Raw genomic sequence first — 18,907 nt, forward strand, 5'->3', positions numbered from 1 at the left:
AGGAAACAACGGCTGTAGAGGAAACAACGGCTGTAGAAGAAACAACGGCTGTAGAGGAAACAACGGCTGTAGAGGAAACAACGGCTGTAGAGGAAACAACTCAGCCAGAAGAGATCGCCGAACCCGTTCCCGTTGGGGGCGAATAGTTCGAGGATTATTGAATCGAAAAAACAAATTTTTCAAGAAAGGGGGTTCCCCTTCTTTTTTTTGTCTAAATAAGCATATAACTATAGTTAATCGGGAAGTTAGAGCGATAGAAGAGGCGCAGCAGCTTCTCGATCTAAAAATAAGATAGCATTCGCGCGATCGCGCAATCCAGAAGCGGGACATTCAGTCGAAATTTCCCCCGTTAGCATTCTGGCAACAATTGCGGCTTTGTGCGCCCCAGAAACGAGACAAAGGCATTGCTGCGCGGTAAAAATGGCGGGAAGGGTGAGAGAAAAAGCATAAATAGGAACCTTCTCCAAACTGGGAAAATCACCGCGATCGCATTGCTGTTGGCGATTTTTGGCATCTAATTTGACTAATTTCACCCAATAAGGATCGTTAAAGTCAGCAACCCCGGGATCGTTAAAAGCGAGGTGTCCATTTTCTCCTACTCCCAAACAACATAAATCGATCGCCTCTTCACGCAAAAGTCGAGCATAGCGATCGCATTCTGCCAAAGGTTGCTCGCTATCCCCTTCAATATAATGAAAGTTCGCAAAAGGAACTTTTTGTACAAAGCGATCGCGTAAATAGTGGCGAAAACTAGCGGGATGTTCGCGATCGATGCCCAAATATTCATCTAAATGCAGCCCTGTTATTTTATTCCACTCAATCTCTGGCAAAGTTGTTAAAGTCTCTAAAAAGCTAATTTGCGAACTCCCCGTTGCCCAAATTGTTCTGGCTTTATTTTGTTGGGAAATACGCGATCGTAAATAGTCTCTCGCCCATTTTGCCGCCGCGATCGCCATTTCGTCAGCATTTTCATAAACCCGTACCACAAGGCGATCGAATTGATAATTGTTCATTGATAATTGTTCATTGCTCATTGATAAAGCGGTTGCACATTTGGCGATCGTGAGGAGAAAGAGAGATATTTGTTTCCAGATAAGAATGAACCCATTCACAACCCCGTTGCAACAGTACGTTTAAATCGCCTACCTTGTCTAACTGCCAGAAGACAATGCGACCATCTTGACCAGCCGTGGCGAGAAGCGACCCTTGAGGATGAAAATCTAAGCTATTAATCGTCGCATTGTGTCCCTGCAAAGTCATCATTAAAGAACCGTCAGACTGCCACAGTTTCGCAGAGCGATCGTGACCCCCAGAAGCCAATATTTTACCATCGGGACTAAAACGAATGGCGTAAACGGCATCGACGTGACCAGACGTTTGCAAATGTATCGGTTTGTCGCGATCGCTGTTCTGTATTTGCTGGGGTTGTTCTCCCAAAGTTTGCACTAATTTTCCCTCTCTCGTCCAGAGTTTAATCGTATTATCCTCACTGCCCGTGGCCACAATTTGACTGTTTGGACTGAAACTACCATCCATAACTTCACCGTGATGACCCCACAGTGCTTGTTTGAAGATGAGGCGATCGCGATCGAATTCCCAGAGAACGCTCGAGTTATCCCAACTGGTGGAAATTAACAGCAAGCCATCCTCACTAAAACGAATTCCTGTAATCGAGTCATCGTGAGCTGTTAAGGTTTGCACGAGAGTACCATCAATTGTCCATAATTTCACTTCATCCCCGCTCGTGGCCAAAAATTGACCGTTGGGGCTAAAAGCTAAGTTTTGAGCGGGTTCTTCGTGAACTCGAAGCCGGCGAGTCGGGGCTGTGTCGAAGGTACCATTTGCGTTTCTGTGCCAAAAATAGACAGTTCCATCCCAACCTCCAGCCGCAAGAATCTGACTGTCGTGACTAAAGCGAACTCTAGCAATTTTAGTATCTTGAGGCTGCAAGGATTGAATGAGGCTTCCATCAGACCGCCAGAGTTTCACCCGACCCTCTTCACCGCCCGAAGCCAAAATAGTACCATCTGGGGAAAACATGAGAGAGTTCACCTCACCTTGATGTGCCTCTAAAACCTGCAAAAATTCTCGTTGTAATTTCCACAATCTCACAGAGCGATCGTTGCCTCCCGAGACTAATATTTGCCCGTCCGGACTAAAAGCAACCGTACTGGCACGGGAATCATGCCCGACTAATGTTGTTTGTAAACGACCGTCTACATCCCAAATTTTCAGGGTTGTATCTGAATTCGCCGAAGCTAGGGTTTTGCCGTCCGGACTGAATGCCAAGCCAAAACTCTGATGTTCGAGGGCTATTGTGGTTGAAAGGGTACCATTTCGCTGCCAGATTTTGATGGTTTTGTCTTCACTGGCAGTGGCAAATCTTTGATTGTCGGGACTAAAAGCAAGGCTTTCTATCCGCAAAAGGTGACCGCGAAATCGTCGTGCTAAAGTACCGTCAGAAAACCAAATGGCAATTTCCCCCTCGGTATCGACGGAAACGAGGGAGCGACCATCGGGACTGAATCGCAGTTTTTCGATCGCCGTCTTGTGAGCCGTCCAGCTTTGTACTAATTTTCCTTCTATCGTCCGAATGATAATTTCACCTTGGTTATCTCCGGCAATAAAGGTTTTTCCATCCGGAGCAAATTGAACGGTATTAATAAATCCTTGATGCTTTTTGAAGGTTTTGAGGGGAGAAAATGAGCGCTCTTGTCGCTTCCAGAGAACGAGAGCGCGATCGATCCCGGCTGTAATTAAAAGAGGGGCAGTGGGAGACCAATCAAAATCGCGTACTCTACCTGTATGAGCCTCAATGGTTTCCACCAGATTTCTGTTTCTATCCCAAATTTTTATCGTGCCATCAGCACTCCCGGAGGCGATATATTGACCATCTGGACTAAAACGGACTGCCCAAACATCACCGCGATGACCTTCTAAGCGATCGAATTCTCTGACCCAAAATATGCCTTGTTGCAATGCGGTTAAAATCCCAGAACGCAAGTGAGTATCGAGGGCAGAAGGTAACGTATAATAAGGGTGTTGTAAAATATGATGATATTTTGTACCGCTTCGTAAACTTTCCAGTAGGGCATCAAAGACGCGATCGGAGGAAAAAAGGGCTTCGGAGGAACTGCTCAAAGCACGAATTTCATTGACAGCAGCATTCACTTCTTCTCGTTTCTGACGGTCTATCGTGCGTTGTAAAGAAAGACTGAGAATCCCTAACATCACCGCCGCCGCCGCCGCACCTAATGTTATAAAACTTAAAAGACGACTCAAGCGAGCCTCACTTTTTTGATTGCGTTCTTCTGCTGCTTTTAATTGAGCGCGTAATTTATCTCCGTGTTGCTTGCGGATAAAGCGCACGAGATAATCGTGAACGAGTTGATAATAGCGAATTCCTGACATTTCTGGCAAGACAAAGACCAATCCGGACTCAATAAAAATGTTTAAAACTAAATTGAGTTTCTCTATTTTTATGTTAGTTTGAGGGAGTAAAGATTGGAGTCCTTTTTCAATTTCTTTGCGGGTTTTCAAGGGACGAGTATTATTTTCATCCGTGAGGAGATAGAGGACGAGTTGAGCAATTTGTTGATGTTCGAGGCCGCACTCCTCAAGGGTTTCTGCTAAATAGCGCTGTACCAAACTTTCTTTAGGACCTCGTTCGAGGTATTGGGCTAAGGTGGTAATTTTTTCGGCTTGAAGTTGTTCGCCAACAACTTGTAATTCGATTGGGCGAACTTCCCCGCGATCGCCGGCTAAATCTTCGACTAATTCATTAATGAGGGAAAGTTCGAGAAAGAGATGAGTTTCTTGGGTTAATCTTGTAATCGTCGATCGCGCTTCTTTCGGTGTAAAGTTTCCCAAATAATAAAGAATATTTTTATCTAAAATATTATTATTAATTGTATTTAGAGATTTATAGCGAGTGAGTTCTAGTAAATAAAAAAGATAATCTTCTTGTAGAGAAAAAATAATTTTAGTATAAGGAACATCTAAACAATTCGCAATAAAATTATAGAAAGATTGCCGTTGTTTGAGTTTTTGATGAACAAAAAAGAATTCTTCAAATTGATCGAAGGCAAGAATCGTTAAAAAATTATTGTCAGCATTTTGATTGAGTCGATTAATGATTCTGGCAATTTCTATTTGTGGATTTTGTTTTATATCTGTTTCGGATATCTTTTTTTTCTCTCCAGACTCAAAAGAAGGGTAATTTTCTCGAGCGTTTGTCACTTCGCGATCGAGGGCTTCCGCTAAATCTTGAATCCAATCGGTATAAACGCGACGTAAGACAATTAAAACATCTCGCGTGCCAATTGATTTCTGTTTGAGTTCGGGGATTAATCCTGCTTGAATCAATGAACTTTTACCCACTCCAGATTGTCCGTAAATCACGGTGAGTTTATAATCGGGACGGCTCATCCGTTCGATTAAATTAGCAATATCGCTATCTCTTCCTGAAGCGACAATTTCGCGAGCGATTTTACCGCTTCCTATGATGTTCTTCGCAAAATCATTGCTGAGTTGTTGGCTGGGTTGTAAACTTCCCGCACCAATGAATGCTCGCAATCCATATTGTTGTTGTACGGAATGTTTTTCTGCTTTACAACGATAGGCTTTTAAATATTCTTTGCGATCGCGATAAGCATCGTGAAGTTCTTGTAAAATCTCAATATAATTTTGCGGTTCGTAAAGAAAACTTGTTTTTGTTTTTGCGACTTGTAGATGTTCGACGGCTTCCCGCATCAGTCCTAATGCTTTTTTGGCTTTTGCTAAAATCAATAAATAACTGGCTTGATTGTAAGAACGCACCCATTCTAAGTTGGGTATTTTTTTGCTAGGAATGAGAGAATCTGGAGGAGTTTGTTTAGAGATTGAGATAGCTTTTCCTGATAATTCGATCGCATCTTCATAATTATTTTGCCCTAAAGCAGCCGCTGCTAATAATCCATAAGCTCGGGCCAGACGAAAAGCATTGGGGTGATTTTGATGGAGTTTAAGGGCTTTTTTCCCATTCTTTTCCAATTTTTCCCATTCTTGCAAACGTTCTAATATATCTCCTAATGCGTTAATAAATTTAGCAACCAGATCGCCGCGATTGGCCTTTTCAAAGATATTAATTGTTTCGCTAAAGTAATCCCTCGCAATCTCAAAAGCAGGCTCGCAATACACAGGCGTTTGAATGCCATAATTGCGCCACCAGACTCCCAAGCAGTAAGCTAAGCAACCATGACGTTCTTTGATTTTTGATTGGTGTAACTGAGAAAATATAGTTGCGATTCTTGCACTTTTTTGACGTTTGGGAAAGCGTCCTTTTTGGGTTAAGCTCAGCCATTCATTATCGGCGTTATTCTCTGTTTGTCGGTCTTCATCGATGGAGGAAGAATTAGAACTTTCTTCACGATCGCAGAGTTCGTGACAATTTTTAAGTAGTTGCAGGCTGCGTTCGTATTGTAAGAGAGAATCAGGCAGAGAGGTAGAACCGGCCACAGTTAAGATAAATTCTAAACTTCCTTCTAAATAAGGATCTAATTGAATGTTGCGATCGCGTAATTCTTGTTGGGTTGCTAAAAGTTCTTGTCGGCGGGAAATCGATAAATCTAAATCACTATTGACATAATCTAAAGCTCGAACGGATCCTCGTGTTAAAAACCGCGTAAAAATCTCATCGGCTAAATTTTCAATAAAATCGATTAAATCTTCATCGCTTAATTCAAATTCGACTGTAGTCACCCAGCTTTCTAAATCGGGAGCAATGCGCTTAATTTTAGCAATAACATTGTCATTCACCCACCAGACAATAGGAATGGGAAAATTTTTCCGAAATTCTTCACGAATTTGATTGGCTCCGGTGAGAACGGACTCTAAATGAGCGAGATCTTCAAAATTAGAAACCATAAGAACCTGCGGGCTATTCTGACAGAATTGAGCCTGTAAGGTTCGATAAAGTCTTGTGGTTGAGGGAGCGAGTTCCACCGAACAGATTTTTAATTTACAGAGCGATCGCAAGCGTTTTTCTAAGCGCTTTCGCAAATTGGCCGAATTACAGCGAACGATAATAATGTTAAATTCGTTAACATCGGCTTGGGTTTCGATCGCCCAGATTAGTTCTTCAAGGGAATTTTGCGTGGTATCGTTCATCGCTCTTTCTTCCTCACTCGATATCGAGATATTTTGATTCGGCTAATAAGGGATTTACTTCAAACCAAGATTCTTCCTCGTCGCGATATTCATAAACAAACATACTGCGGACTAAAACATCGTAATTTGCATCGCCACTGACTCGTTTTTTATCCCGAACTTGTCGTAGAAGCGCCCATTCTTCATCGTCGATCGCTTTACTCATGCGATCGTATTGCTTGCGGATGACTAATTCGAGGATCTTGCGAGTGAGGGGGAATTGACGTTGTTTTTTAATCCAATCATTGAGCAGTCGTAAGAGTCCGCGAACGTGACCGCCACTCACTTGACACAGGCGATCGAGGGTTTCAGGTGTATCGAAAATTTCAGTGATGCGCTCGATGCGTTGTTCGGGAGATTCTCGAGGGAAGGCGCGAGCGAGAACCATCTGCCTTAATAGTGCCATGCCTTCACAACATTCGCTGCCATCGCTAAAGCGCACGGGGACCATCGGTAAAACGTGAGGGTCCGTAGCAAAGCGACTGGTCAGACGATTGAGGTCATTGGAGAACATCAAGGCGAGGGGCATGGTATAGATAACATGGCAATTGAGTTGATTGAGTTGTTCGCCGCGATCGACAAAGAGATATTCGTGTTGAGGACGACCCCAAGCTGTGGGGCGATTTTCCACGCGATCGAGGTTATCGACAATCACCACCAATCCTGCCTTATCGAGAGCCTTGAGTTGGGTTTTCGCGGGTACGAGAAGTTCTTGATTAATCGTTTCCAGCAAAGAAGCCGTGCGAGGTCCGAGATATTCGCGCAATTTACTGCGGAGTTCGGGGCTATTTTTGGCTTTGGCGGTAATTTTTCCGATTCCGGGAGCAACGAGGGATAATCCCTCATTGCTGGCATTAACTTGGGCAAATCCGACTCCAACCTCAGCCGCAAAGTCTCCTTCACTACTCCCTTTTACGGTTCCGACTCCCGGAATTGAGGCCTCTCCGGAAAGTTCGATTTCCGTTTGCAATAATTTTGCAGCCCCTTGCAAGAGACTTTTTAAGCCTCGGGGTTCTTCGAGGGGAACGTGCAAGCTGGCGAGACTTTCGCTGACGCGTCGGGCGATCGCAAGTAAAATATCTCCCACGTCCACATCTCCCATTTCTAAATCTTCGGAAGACTCAAAGTAAATGACATGAAAGCCGTTTTGTTTGAGTTCGGCTTCCAGTCGCCGCAGTTCCGTCGATTTCCCGCAGCCGATATGTCCGGTGAATAACTGACAAGTGGGTTCTTCGGGGGAAAAGAACGCGATATTATCGCGAATTTCTTCGATAATCTGACCCCCTCGCACCGCAGAAAAATCGATATAGTAAAGGCGATCTTGCTCGTCTTCTACAGTAAGGGTTTTACTGGGATTGGTAGCTTGAAAAAATTTGCGTAAATCTAGCGCCATAATGCTTGCCCGAGGTGTCGCTCTTGTTTTGATTGTAGGGGGCGATCGAGGTCTTAGCAACTCGCAATTTTGACAGTTCATCGAGAGAATGGCAATTAATCCGAGGTCATTTCCAAACTGCGCTTGAGGGTTAAAGACTGATGTTGATAGGTTTGTGCTTCTTGATAATTGCCGATCGCCGTGAGAACTTTACTCAGGTTAGCCAGTACGATCGCCTCGCCGAAGCGATCGCCGTATTCTTGCTTATAAGTCAGTGCTTGACGATAAGCTGTTAGGGATTTCTCGTAGTTTCTCTGACAATAGTAAGTATTACCTAAACCACTCCAAGCCGTAGAGATGGCAGAGGGGTCGTTTTGAGTTTGGGTGATGATTAAATACTGCTGATAGTAATCTAAAGCGAGATCGTATTCTGCCAAACAATAATAAGTATTTCCCAGTCCGCCCAAGGCTAGATCGACGCGATCGGCTTCGCTGCCAGAATCAGTTAAAGCGAGATAGCGTTGATAGCATTCTACGGCTCGGGGGTATGCTGCCGATGCTTCGCAAGCTAAACCTAAATCGAGTAGCGATCGAGAGGCCAATGAACGATCGCCGATAGTTTTCGCGATCTCTAAAGCGCGTTGGTGATAATCGATGGCCTTGAGGTGCTGGCCGAGGGATTCATAGGCTCTACCAAGATTAGCGAGAGATTTGGCTTCTCCGAGGCGATCGCCAATGGAACGAGCAAGGAGAAAATGCTTGTCAAAATGCTCGATAGCGAGTTTCATGGCGAGATTGTATTCCCCTTGGACGTGATGCTCGATTTGGCTGGCTTCGCGCGATCGCTTGGCGGTGGAAATATGCAGCCATTCGCCGCTTTCTCGCTTGATAGCTAAAGATTGTTGATAGCGCTCGATCGCTTTTTGATATTGTCCTAAAGATTGTAAGGCAATGCCCAAATTGCTGAGAGCATCGGCTTCTCCGGCCGCATCGCCAATTTCTTGATAAATCCCGAGGGCTTGTTGCCAAGAATGCAACGCCGATTTAAACTGACTGGTTTGATAGCGATCGATCCCCTGTTGTAACAAGCGATCGGCTTCTTGTTTGGCTTGCAAGGGAATCACCGGCTCTTCGGGAGCGGAAATCTTGCCGAGGTCGGCATTAATACGAGTCGCGAGCTTTTGTAAATTCTGTGCCTCGCTAAACTCCCCTTTGGCAATTAACTCGGCGGCAATTTGCGAGAGAGTTTCCACCAAACCCGCATCGAGGAGTTCTCTGCGATCGGCGAGAAGGTCGAGTTTTTCATCACTCGAACACTTTAGTAATTGATAGACTAAATCGCGATAATCTTGGTAGTGTTCCTTACTCATTCTGCCTCAAATCCTTCTATTTCCTTGTAAGCGATCGCTCACGGTCTCGACTACTCTAGAAAACGCGAATTCTTTATTGTAGATAATTATTCCCCATGACCATCGCTCAATCCAAAACTCGCGGCATTGTTGCTGCCGGACACCCCAAAACCGCAGAAGCGGGACGAGCAATGTTTCTCGCGGGAGGCAATGCTTTTGATGCGGCGATCGCAGCCATTTTAGCTTCTTTTGTGGTGGAACCGCTTCTAACTTCGGCGGGAGGTGGGGGATTTCTTTTGGCACATACAAGAGTAGGGGAGAATATTTTATTTGATTTTTTCACGCAAACGCCAAGACAGAAAAGACCTTTAGAAGAAGTTGATTTTTATGAAGTCGATGTTAACTTTGGCGATGCGGTGCAGGCTTTTCACATTGGTTTAGGGGCGATGGCGGTACCGGGGAATGTTGCCGGAGTTTTTGCCGTGCATCAACAATTGGGACGATTGCCGTTTAAAGTTGTTGCCGAACCGGCGATCGCTTATGCCAAAAATGGGGTGAAAATTAGCCCGTTTCAAGGATTTTGTATTAGCGAACTTTTAGTTCCTATTTTACTTGCTCTGCCGGAATCGCGGAAAATTTATGCCCCGAGCGATCGCCTCTTGCAGGCAGGGGAAGTTTTATATTGTGCGGATCTGGCCGATACCCTGACGGCTTTGACGGAGGAAGGAGCAGATTTATTTTATCAAGGAGAAATTGCCCGCAAATTGGTGCAAGATTCTCAGGAGAAAGGAGGCTATTTAACATTAGAGGATTTACGAGAATATCGAGTCCTTCGTCGGCAGCCTTTAGCGATCGATTATCGCGGGCGAAAAATGCTGACCAACCCGCCCCCGAGTTCGGGTGGAGCGCTGATTGCTTTTGCTTTAGAGTTATTAGAAACGGTGAATTTTCAAGCGCTTGAATTTGGAAGCGATCGCCATTTACAAATTCTGTCTCATATTATGTGTTTGACCAATGAGGCGAGAAAAGATGGTTACGATGCGAGAATCTATCAAGAGAATGTTGCTCATGAGTTTCTCTCGGGGAATCATGTGGATCAATATCGCGATAAATTACAAGGAATTTTAAATAAATGGGGCAGTACGACTCATGTTAGCGTTATGGATGAGGAAGGGAATGCAGCGACGGCAACGACATCGAATGGAGAAGGTTCTTCTTATGTCATTCCGGGGACAGGAGTGATGATGAATAATATGCTCGGAGAGGCGGATTTGAATCCTTTGGGGTTTCATGAATGGCCGTGCGATCGGCGCATTTCTTCGATGATGGCTCCGACTCTCGTCTTGAAAAATAATAAACCAGAAATCGTGCTGGGTTCGGGGGGATCGAATCGCATTCGCACGGCAATTTTACAGGTTATTTCTAATTTAATTGATTTTGATTTTTCTATTGAGCAAGCAATTAATAATCCTCGCATTCATTGGGAAAATGGATTATTTAGTATTGAACCGCCTTATTGCGAGGAAAGTTTAAAAACTCTTGATTTTCCTGAAGGGACGAATATTCATTGTTGGAGCGATAAAAATATGTTTTTTGGCGGCGTTCATGGAGTGAGAAAAACACCGGAAGGAAAGATGGAAGGTGCAGGAGATCCGCGTCGAGGTGGCGCGGTTTCAGGGAACAGTTATCAGTGAATGAACTATATTGAGATCAGTTATACTTTGTACGATTCGCGATCGCAAAAGTAAACAAGGCAATCAAATATGATTCCTCGGATAGTCGCACGATTGTGAAAATGCCAGATTGGTTTTATGTGCTGAGAGTGAATACGATCGCTTCCTCAAAGCGTATCGGGAGCGATCGCATTTATTAAAAAAATAGTGGTAATCAGGATCCATGTCTTTGGAATCGAAAGAGTTTGACAAGAAAAAGATCGAGAACAAAATGGGGAGCAGATCAAAAGAAAAAGCAAAGTTAAACACCTTCACCTTCCAATTCCCGAAGGCGCTTTTTCAACGCCTCTAACTCTGACTCAGCGCGATCGGCTCTGGCTCTTTCTTGCTCCTTTTCTTGGCGTTCTTGTTGTAAAATTAATTCGGCGCGATCGGCTCTGATACGTTCTTGTTCTGCTCTTTCTTCTCCTGTGAGCAATAAATTCCTCTCACTATCCCACCAACGCAACCACGACAACTCGACATTTTTATAGCGTCCTTGCCAAAGCCCTAACTCTACTCCCAACGCCTCAATGGGAAAGCGATCGCGCTCATTGACTGCCATAAGTTCATAGCGATTTTCTACTAACCGATATACCTCAACTCGCTCCCGTCTCACTTCATAAATCCCATAATAAGCCGGTCGAATCACCGTTTCGTAAATCCAAAATTTGCCCTTCCACGGGGTTTTATCGCGCTCCTCTGCTCCATTTCCCGACACGAACTCGATAACGATTTGCGGCGGAATAATTTCTTGCCACAGCACGTAAGAACGCCGCATTTGTCCATCTAAGGTCGGGGGAACATTGGGAACATAAAACCAATCTGGCGATTTTGCTCCTTCGAGGGGAGGATCCGTCATGCGCCAATAAATCGCGCTATCTTGACCAATACAATACTGTTCGTCGGAATGGATGCGATCGAGAATTGGCGTAATCGAATCCGTGAGGAGAATGCTTTGAGGATGTTCTTGAAAGTTTTTCACAAAAGTGCCGTCTTCGCAAGGCAATTGAGTATGGTCGGGAAGCGCGGTAACAGTTTGAATTGAAGTCATGACCGCAGAAAAGGCAAGGACAATACTATTATACTGCGAAGGCTTCGCGGTAGGAATTGAATGCGATCGCGGCAAAATCCAGAACAAGCAACAGGTAAAATAAAAATCACCTGCAAACTCGCGATCGCTATGACCATTGAACCTGAATCCCCACCAACTAGCGCCAACAACGGCACGAAAGAGCGATCGCCGCTTCCACTTCCCACTCAACAACAACTGGCGATGGTGTCCCGCACCTTTACCGCGTCTCAAAATTCCCAAGATGGGGAAATACGATCGCCAGCCTTCAACGGAGCCGTGGTTCTCGTTGCCATTGGAGTCATGGGACTGGGCTGGTTTCTCAATCTCTCCTTGCTCCTCTTCGCTGGCTCCCTCGTCACCCTCCTCATTTCCCTTCGCATTATTTTCCCAGCGATTCGACGTTGGTTGGTAAAATTCCTCACCCCTTCCGAACGAGCAATTGTACTGGGAACCGTCGGCACGATCGCGGCGATCGCTGGATTTGCTCGCTTTTTTGGCATATTTCGCGGAATTCGCACTTGGTTGCAAGCCAATAATTGGGACGAGTTCGGCTCTTGGGCGGATTGGTTTGGAGCCTTCGGACAAATTGCGATCGCCGTTCTCGCGGTCTACGTCGCATGGCAACAATATGTGATTTCTAAAGATTTAACTATTCGCCAAAACGCCATTACCCAACAACAAACCATCGATGCGTATTTCCAAGGCATTTCCGACCTCGCTTTAAGTGATGAAGGTTTGCTGGAAGATTGGCCGCAAGAGAGAGCTTTTGCCGAAGGGCGCACCGCCGCAATTTTAAGTAGTGTCGATGCGGCGGGAAAAGCCAAAATCCTGCGCTTTCTCTCTCAATCTAAACTCTTAACCCCCTTGCGGCGAGATGGGCTTTTAGGACGCGCTATTCTCGACGGTGCTGGGGGTTACGACGAAGATCGCAAGAACGGGTTGCGCGTCATCGATCTCGGGGTCATGCTCGCCCGCGCCGACCTCTCTAAAACCGATTTGCGCTGGACAGACTTAAGCGAGGCTTATCTCATCGGTGCGAACTTCAGCCATTGCGATCTCGTCAAAGCTAATTTAGCCCGGACGGTGTTATACGATGCCGATTTACGAGAAGCTGATATTAAAGGAACGCGGTTTTTTTACGGGAATGTGGAAACCGCCAGTCCTCGCAGTCTCACCACCCCTCCCAATTACGAAACCGGAGCCCATACCGGAGCCGTCATCGAAAAAGCCAATTTTACTGGAGTTCAGCGTCTCAGCGAAGAACAACGCTGTTATCTCTGCTATTGGGGGGACAAACAAACTCGCGCGACGATTCCGGGGGGCTGTGCGGGCATTCCCAATAAATTAGGAAGATAAGATAATTCGCAATTTATTGATAATTGGTCGTGGTTCATTGATAATTGAGGTCGTTCGTGTTAGCGTTCCCGATAGGGAGCAGGGATGGCGAATTGCATTTGCCAGATCCCATCGACCTATTGATAATTGTTCATTGAAAAAGTGCGTCCTAAATATACTTTTGTTATTCCGATTTACAACGAAGAAAGTAATATTCTCGAACTGTCCAAGCGCTTACAAGAAGTCGCAAACAATTTGGATGGGACGGCAGAATTTATTTTAATTAATGATGGCAGCCGCGATCGCTCTTTATTTCTCATGCGGGAACTGCACGAGAAAGATCCTCGTTTTTGTTATTTAAGTTTGGCAAGAAATTTCGGTCATCAAATTGCCGTCACTGCGGGGCTGAATTTTGTGCGAGGGGAAGCCATTATTATTATGGATGCAGATTTACAAGATCCTCCCGAATTAGCGATCGCGATGGCGGAACAATGGCAAGCAGGTTATGAAGTGGTTTATGCCCAACGCAGCAAGCGTCATCGAGAAAATTGGCTGAAACAGTTGTATGCTTATTGGTTTTATCGTATTCTCAAACGCCTTGCCGATATCGACATCCCTACAGATACAGGGGATTTTTGCTTAATGGATCGGCAAGTCGTTGATGTTTTAAATGCAATGCCCGAGCGCAATCGCTATTTACGAGGACTGCGTTCTTGGGTGGGATTTCGTCAAACTGCAATTAAATTTGAACGAGATTCTCGCTTTTCGGGAGCGAGAAAATATACCTTTCGTAAATCATTTTCCCTTGCTTTAAATGGGATTATTTCCTTTTCTCGCATTCCCTTACGAATTTCAACGTATATGGGGTTATTTGCCGCCGCGATCGCGTTAATTATGGCGTTTATGGTTCTCTATTGGCGCATTGTCCAGCCTACCGCTTCTTTAACGGGTTTTGCCACCATTCATATTGCCGTTTTCTTCCTTGGGGCGGTACAACTGGTCAGCATTGGGATCTTAGGAGAATATATCGGACGCATTTACGAAGAAGTCAAAGGCAGACCTTTATATACTTTAGGAGAAGTGAGAGGATTTGAAGAAGATAGATAACTGATTAATATTATGTTGATAAAACCGGATTTAAGTAAAAGTTCATAAACAAATCCAGAGTAATAGCGGATGTTATTGCGTCTTTAGCGGATTTCGTTGGCCCGCGATCGCATCATTGTGGTTTTTACTTAGTTACATTGCTTAAAAAAAGGGGAGTCATGGCCGATCTCCAGCCTTTTCTTTTATTTTTATTGTAGTAAATAAGTTAACAATCTTTAAGCTATGCGCTCTGACTTCCTCTCCAGATTTTCACGGTATATTCCCTACAGCCTTGGTGCTTTGACTCTGGGGATCGCGATCGCAGATGCTCGTCCCAGCCATGCGTTTTCCTTTCTCTTCAATAGCTTCAACACGCCTCGGGTGGCTCACCAAATCGGTTATAACGGCACGGGAGGGCATTACAGTATCGACATCGGCATCGACTCCAGCAGTATATTTGCTCAAGAGATGATCGGGTCAACTCAGAATGTTATCAATACATGGAACAACCTCATCCCCACCACCGGAAATCTCGATTTCGCAGAACTTAACAATAATCAAATAGATTTTGAATCAGTACTCTTACATGAGTTGGGTCACTCTTTAGGATTGGCACATCCGAATCTCGGTTCAGAATCGGGAGTGGGTGGAAACAGAAGAAACTATACAAAGGCAAGACCGGGCGCAAACGGGAGTTTAGACCTAAATGCTGGGGCAGATGGTATCATTGGCTCGGCAGACGATTTACGGGGAGATGACGAAAATCGCAACTTTTTTCGCATCGCAGATAACGACCCTTTTGCAACCGATCTAGGTGTTGTAGACTCAACCACCTATACTCGCGATATTTCCCAACTCCCCATCGGCGATAATTATTCAGCCAACGCCGATCGCACAGTGGGGAATGCTCTTGGCTACAGCAATACAGAGGCTGTCCTACAGCAAGGTGCTTTTTTTGGCGAAACCCAACGCAACTTAGGTGCCGATGATGTTGCCGGAATGCTCTATTCAATGGCTGGAGTTGATGAAATTGCCGGGACAGATGACGATTATACCTTTGCACTCAATTTTGTCGGTTTGACTGATGCAGCCGATATTCTTTTGGGATTCGATAATAGCGAAACGGGTTTTGCAGAATCGCAAAGTTTTGGCACTAACCTCGGTACGAATAATGAAACGGGGAATCAACATTTTGCCATTACCCGCAGCAATATTTTCTTTAATAGCAATTATAATTGGTTTTTTAATGAAGCAGAATCCCAGCGAGTCCCCGAACCGACTTCTTTGCTGGGTCTTTTCGTCGTCGGTGTGGGTGGATTTTTGTTAAAACGTAAACCGAGTTAAGGCGAATAAGAGTTTTTGAGTCCAGTCAGGGTTGCATTCTACTAACAATTAAAAATTTTCAATTTTATTGATACTGCGATCGCTCGATCGTAATTTAACTTTTATACTTCACTCTATCCAAATAAAACTGTACGGGCTTGTTATGGCTCTATAGCATTGAAGCGATCGGATCGTCTCCGGTCTCATTTTCTGCTAACATAACGAGCGATAAAACTTGTTAACTCGATCGCACTGCATATTTATGAATCCTTCTGAGTTCTCCCCTGAATCCGTCCACCAACAACTTTATTGGCGCTACGCAGTCAAAAAGTTTGATGACTCCAAAAAAATTCCCGATGATATCTGGAAAATCCTAGAACAAAGTCTTGTCCTTGCTCCTTCTTCTTTTGGACTGCAACCGTGGAAATTTTTCATCGTTCGCGATCCGGCCATTCGTCAACAATTACTGCCTCATTCTTGGGGACAAAATCAAGTTGTTGATGCTTCTCATCTTGTTGTCTTAGCAATTAAAAAAGATATCAACGCGACTGATGTTGACCGCTACGTTCAACGGATGGCAGAAGTCCAAGAAACTCCCATCGAAAACCTACAAGGATTCGGCAATGTTGTCAAAGGATTTTTGCAAAAACCCCCCTACCCTTTCAATATCAACGACTGGTCAACCCGACAAGTGTATATTGCCCTCGGACAGTACATGACTTGTGCGGCGATGTTGAGCATCGATACTTGTCCGATGGAAGGATTTGTCCCTGATAAGTACGATGAAATTTTAGGACTAGCAGAAAAAGGCTATCAAGCCGTTGTCGTTTGTCCCGCAGGATATCGCGCTGAAGATGACAAATATGCTACCCGCAAAAAAGTCCGCTATCCCACCGAAGAGGTCGTAGAATATATTTAACTGAAAAGTCTCGTCCTGCGCTTGCTGCTTCCCATACAGCGCAGGATTGTACTTTGGATTGTTTTTGCCATTTCCTCCCCGAAAAGCTCCTTGGCAACAACGAGAGCAAAATCTATCCTGCTGTTACGCCACCCCCTGTAATGCGATCGCGATCGACCGCAACGCATTCCGTTCCAACCTCCATACCAAATAGCGCCAATTGCTCGCGAAATGCCCAGTGACAAGCCGCACGATATCCCTGAAGCAAACCCGCCGCCGCCAGAATGAGAGACCCCGTACAAACAGATGTAATATATTGAGCCGTTTTTCCCCGCTCCTGCAAAAAGCCCAAAACTTCCAGATCTTGCATGGTTTCTACTTGTCCCATGCTTCCTCCCGGAACGCATAAAACGTCCAAATATCGAGTTGAGTCATGCCGGGGTAAATCAACAAGCCAATCTGATATTGTTTGGGTTGGGTCATGAGTGCTTAAATTTGCTTATTTCTAACAGCATATTCTCTCAATTCAAAACTCAACGTGCAAAACTCATCACAACCCCCTAATGCTGCTATTATTTTGGTTGACTTGCACCCCACCCATTCAACAAAGAATATGGCTGACAATACTGGAGATATCGAAAGATTACTCGAAACGAAGAAATGCCAAGGCGGAGATTTGAGTCACGCCAACTTGAGCAACTTTGACCTCAGTGGCGCTGACCTCAGTGGTGCTAATCTGTACTGCACGAATCTTAGTGGCGCTAACCTCAGTGGTGCTAATCTAAGCGGTGCCGATCTGAGTTATGCCAACTTCGTCAATGCCGATTTAACCCGAGCCAACATTAGAGGCGCGGATGCAAAAGGAATCAATCTCTTTGATGCTAATCTCAATGGAACCGTTTTAAGCGCCTCGGATTTAACGTTTGCGACTTTGGTTAACGCCAGTTTGAGCGAGGCCAATTTGGGAGCCGTTAAATTGGTTGGCGCAAATCTCATTGGGGCAAAATTTAATAGTGCTAATTTGAGCAGTGCCGATCTCGGTGGAGCAAATTTAAGTACCACCAATCTCGTCTCGGCTAAGCTCTTAAGTGCGGATCTTAGCGAAGCTAAGTTAGTTCGCGCGGATCTCAGCGATGCGAATCTTATCGGCGCTAACCTCACAGATGCCAATCTTTCTAATGCAAATTTGCTCAATACCAATTTGGCGAGTGCGCTATTAGTTGGAGCTTATCTAATTGGTGCAAATTTAATCGGCACGCAATTGGATAACGCTAAGTTAGATGGCACGATTGGTTTAACCACGGAAGGGCAATTGGTTGTCAGCTAATTTTTTGTTGGCATTGCGATCGCGCGAGAGAGGTAAAATCCTCACACCCAACAGAACAAGCGAGTTCTTTCTTTCCCCTCTCTCCCTTTTCCTTCCTTCTCTTTTTTCTTTTCCTCAATGTCCGATTTAGTCCTAACTCAAAAAGTTTCTTTAGCTGAAGATATTCTCATCCAAGATTTGGCGGGGGAATCTGTTTTGCTCAATCTCGAGAGTGAAGAATATTTTGGCTTGGATGAAGTGGGGACGCGAATGCTGATCGTTTTGAATGAATCTGAGTCTATTCAAGCAGCTTATCAATTGTTATTGGCAGAGTATGAAGTTGATAAGATACACTTAAAACGAGATTTGTTAGAGTTAATCGAGCAATTGAGCGAACATGGGCTGGTTCAAGTTACTGGTTCGTAAATGTGCGACTTTAAAAAATTTATCCCCTCGAGAGCGATCGCTTTTTTTGCGGGCGTTTTTGGGTTTGATTTTTGTTGCGATCGCGCTGCCTCGTTTGGGTCTGAAAAGAATCCAAAAGCTATTAACTCGACTCCCTCAGCAAAATTTAACACTTTCTGGTTCGGAACAAGAACAACAGGTAACGCAAACCGCCGCAATGGTCAAAATTGCCGCTCGTTATTGTCAACCCTGCGCCAATTGTTTAAAACAATCTTTGGTCTTGTGGCATTTACTTTACTGGCAGGGAATTGAGAGTGAATTGAGAATCGGGGTGCGACGCGATCGCGGTGAATTTGAGGCTCATGCTTGGGTCGAATATCAAGGCATTGCTTTAAATGAAGTTCGGAATGTGCGCGAAGATTTTGCCATGTTCGATCGCCCCATTTAGAAGCAAAACCAAGGAAGGATACATCCAGCTTAGTTTGACAATTGTGTCCCATCGAGTTTTATCCCTCTCTTTCTTTGAGACAACTATATACATTAACGCTGTTAGCTTTTCTATCTGCTTGGCTGTTGATGGCTTAGAGACTTGTCTAATGTTTTTTTTACTGCAATCGCGTGAGCATTCAACATATCATCTTCCTGTTTTGGTCTTTTTGTCAATGTGTAAGTCCTAACAATTTTTTTTTATTTGTCTCAGTGTAAGATCGCAATTGAGCGCTCCAGAATTCCCGATTGCCCTCCTTTTCCCTCACAATCAAATTACCTCTCCCACTCTCTCCCAATGACTGTGATTACGGTGTAGGAAAAATCGGGTCTACCGAAGTTGTTGTGCTAAAAAGAGATAAATAGTACAGTAA

14 protein-coding genes are annotated in these 18,907 nt (G+C 44.7%); 8 read left to right on the top strand and 6 right to left on the bottom strand.

The window, feature by feature from the left end; genetic code table 11:
* Positions 1–245 precede the first annotated feature (245 nt).
* The 4 genes from AC6RV6_RS12235 to AC6RV6_RS12250 form a co-directional block, all read right to left on the bottom strand.
* A complete protein-coding gene (locus AC6RV6_RS12235) occupies positions 246–1,013 on the bottom strand; it encodes a glucosamine-6-phosphate deaminase (RefSeq protein ID WP_500241120.1) in 768 nt (255 codons plus the stop codon).
* 10 nt (positions 1,014–1,023) lie between these two features.
* Positions 1,024–6,147: an nSTAND1 domain-containing NTPase gene (locus AC6RV6_RS12240; RefSeq protein ID WP_500241121.1), complete on the bottom strand. Its 5,124-nt coding sequence runs from the start codon at positions 6,145–6,147 to the stop codon at positions 1,024–1,026.
* A gap of 13 nt (positions 6,148–6,160) precedes the next feature.
* Positions 6,161–7,579 (bottom strand): P-loop NTPase family protein, encoded by a 1,419-nt coding sequence (locus AC6RV6_RS12245; RefSeq protein ID WP_500241122.1) that lies wholly within the window; start codon positions 7,577–7,579, stop codon positions 6,161–6,163.
* A 95-nt stretch (positions 7,580–7,674) separates the two neighbouring features.
* The gene (locus tag AC6RV6_RS12250; protein WP_500241123.1) at positions 7,675–8,928 is read right to left on the bottom strand and encodes a tetratricopeptide repeat protein; all 1,254 of its coding nucleotides are present in this window, start codon (positions 8,926–8,928) and stop codon (positions 7,675–7,677) included.
* A 95-nt stretch (positions 8,929–9,023) separates the two neighbouring features.
* Between AC6RV6_RS12250 and ggt the strand changes: the two genes are divergently transcribed.
* Positions 9,024–10,601, top strand: coding sequence for a gamma-glutamyltransferase (gene ggt, locus AC6RV6_RS12255; RefSeq protein ID WP_500241124.1), 1,578 nt, complete (start codon positions 9,024–9,026; stop codon positions 10,599–10,601).
* A gap of 280 nt (positions 10,602–10,881) precedes the next feature.
* On the opposite strand, the gene AC6RV6_RS12260 is transcribed toward ggt, so the two are convergent.
* Entirely contained in the window at positions 10,882–11,673 is a 792-nt protein-coding gene (locus AC6RV6_RS12260; protein ID WP_500241125.1) for a Uma2 family endonuclease, read from the bottom strand.
* Positions 11,674–11,802: 129 nt separating this feature from the next.
* Between AC6RV6_RS12260 and AC6RV6_RS12265 the strand changes: the two genes are divergently transcribed.
* The 4 genes from AC6RV6_RS12265 to AC6RV6_RS12280 all read left to right on the top strand — a co-directional run bounded on the left by AC6RV6_RS12265 (position 11,803) and on the right by AC6RV6_RS12280 (position 16,357).
* Positions 11,803–13,050: a pentapeptide repeat-containing protein gene (locus AC6RV6_RS12265; protein ID WP_500241136.1), complete on the top strand. Its 1,248-nt coding sequence runs from the start codon at positions 11,803–11,805 to the stop codon at positions 13,048–13,050.
* A 141-nt stretch (positions 13,051–13,191) separates the two neighbouring features.
* Positions 13,192–14,136, top strand: coding sequence for a glycosyltransferase family 2 protein (locus AC6RV6_RS12270; protein WP_500241137.1), 945 nt, complete (start codon positions 13,192–13,194; stop codon positions 14,134–14,136).
* Between the two features lie 222 nt (positions 14,137–14,358).
* Entirely contained in the window at positions 14,359–15,459 is a 1,101-nt protein-coding gene (locus AC6RV6_RS12275) for a PEP-CTERM sorting domain-containing protein (RefSeq protein ID WP_500241126.1), read from the top strand.
* Between the two features lie 241 nt (positions 15,460–15,700).
* Positions 15,701–16,357, top strand: coding sequence for an NAD(P)H-dependent oxidoreductase (locus AC6RV6_RS12280; protein ID WP_500241127.1), 657 nt, complete (start codon positions 15,701–15,703; stop codon positions 16,355–16,357).
* Between the two features lie 112 nt (positions 16,358–16,469).
* Here AC6RV6_RS12280 and AC6RV6_RS12285 read toward each other — a convergent pair whose 3' ends face one another.
* Complete coding sequence (locus AC6RV6_RS12285; RefSeq protein ID WP_500241128.1) at positions 16,470–16,724, bottom strand: DJ-1/PfpI family protein; 255 nt, start codon at positions 16,722–16,724, stop codon at positions 16,470–16,472.
* Between the two features lie 225 nt (positions 16,725–16,949).
* Between AC6RV6_RS12285 and AC6RV6_RS12290 the strand changes: the two genes are divergently transcribed.
* From AC6RV6_RS12290 to AC6RV6_RS12300, 3 genes are all read left to right on the top strand, one after another.
* The gene (locus AC6RV6_RS12290) at positions 16,950–17,663 is read left to right on the top strand and encodes a pentapeptide repeat-containing protein (RefSeq protein ID WP_500241138.1); all 714 of its coding nucleotides are present in this window, start codon (positions 16,950–16,952) and stop codon (positions 17,661–17,663) included.
* Between the two features lie 117 nt (positions 17,664–17,780).
* Positions 17,781–18,068: a PqqD family protein gene (locus AC6RV6_RS12295; RefSeq protein ID WP_500241129.1), complete on the top strand. Its 288-nt coding sequence runs from the start codon at positions 17,781–17,783 to the stop codon at positions 18,066–18,068.
* Positions 18,040–18,495 (top strand): lasso peptide biosynthesis B2 protein, encoded by a 456-nt coding sequence (locus tag AC6RV6_RS12300; RefSeq protein ID WP_500241130.1) that lies wholly within the window; start codon positions 18,040–18,042, stop codon positions 18,493–18,495. The genes AC6RV6_RS12295 and AC6RV6_RS12300 overlap by 29 nt, the downstream gene beginning before the upstream one ends.
* Positions 18,496–18,907 lie beyond the last annotated feature (412 nt).

This window comes from Spirulina sp. LEGE 11439, assembly GCF_059821285.1.

What these genes read in the sequence shown, in the direction of transcription:
- AC6RV6_RS12235 (WP_500241120.1), bottom strand. Translation starts at nt 1,013, where the DNA reads ATGAACAATTATCAATTCGATCGCCTTGTGGTACGGGTTTATGAAAAT.
- AC6RV6_RS12240 (WP_500241121.1), bottom strand. Translation starts at nt 6,147, where the DNA reads ATGAACGATACCACGCAAAATTCCCTTGAAGAACTAATCTGGGCGATC.
- AC6RV6_RS12245 (WP_500241122.1), bottom strand. Translation starts at nt 7,579, where the DNA reads ATGGCGCTAGATTTACGCAAATTTTTTCAAGCTACCAATCCCAGTAAA.
- AC6RV6_RS12250 (WP_500241123.1), bottom strand. Translation starts at nt 8,928, where the DNA reads ATGAGTAAGGAACACTACCAAGATTATCGCGATTTAGTCTATCAATTA.
- ggt (WP_500241124.1), top strand. Translation starts at nt 9,024, where the DNA reads ATGACCATCGCTCAATCCAAAACTCGCGGCATTGTTGCTGCCGGACAC.
- AC6RV6_RS12260 (WP_500241125.1), bottom strand. Translation starts at nt 11,673, where the DNA reads ATGACTTCAATTCAAACTGTTACCGCGCTTCCCGACCATACTCAATTG.
- AC6RV6_RS12265 (WP_500241136.1), top strand. Translation starts at nt 11,803, where the DNA reads ATGACCATTGAACCTGAATCCCCACCAACTAGCGCCAACAACGGCACG.
- AC6RV6_RS12275 (WP_500241126.1), top strand. Translation starts at nt 14,359, where the DNA reads ATGCGCTCTGACTTCCTCTCCAGATTTTCACGGTATATTCCCTACAGC.
- AC6RV6_RS12280 (WP_500241127.1), top strand. Translation starts at nt 15,701, where the DNA reads ATGAATCCTTCTGAGTTCTCCCCTGAATCCGTCCACCAACAACTTTAT.
- AC6RV6_RS12285 (WP_500241128.1), bottom strand. Translation starts at nt 16,724, where the DNA reads ATGGGACAAGTAGAAACCATGCAAGATCTGGAAGTTTTGGGCTTTTTG.
- AC6RV6_RS12290 (WP_500241138.1), top strand. Translation starts at nt 16,950, where the DNA reads ATGGCTGACAATACTGGAGATATCGAAAGATTACTCGAAACGAAGAAA.
- AC6RV6_RS12295 (WP_500241129.1), top strand. Translation starts at nt 17,781, where the DNA reads ATGTCCGATTTAGTCCTAACTCAAAAAGTTTCTTTAGCTGAAGATATT.
- AC6RV6_RS12300 (WP_500241130.1), top strand. Translation starts at nt 18,040, where the DNA reads ATGGGCTGGTTCAAGTTACTGGTTCGTAAATGTGCGACTTTAAAAAAT.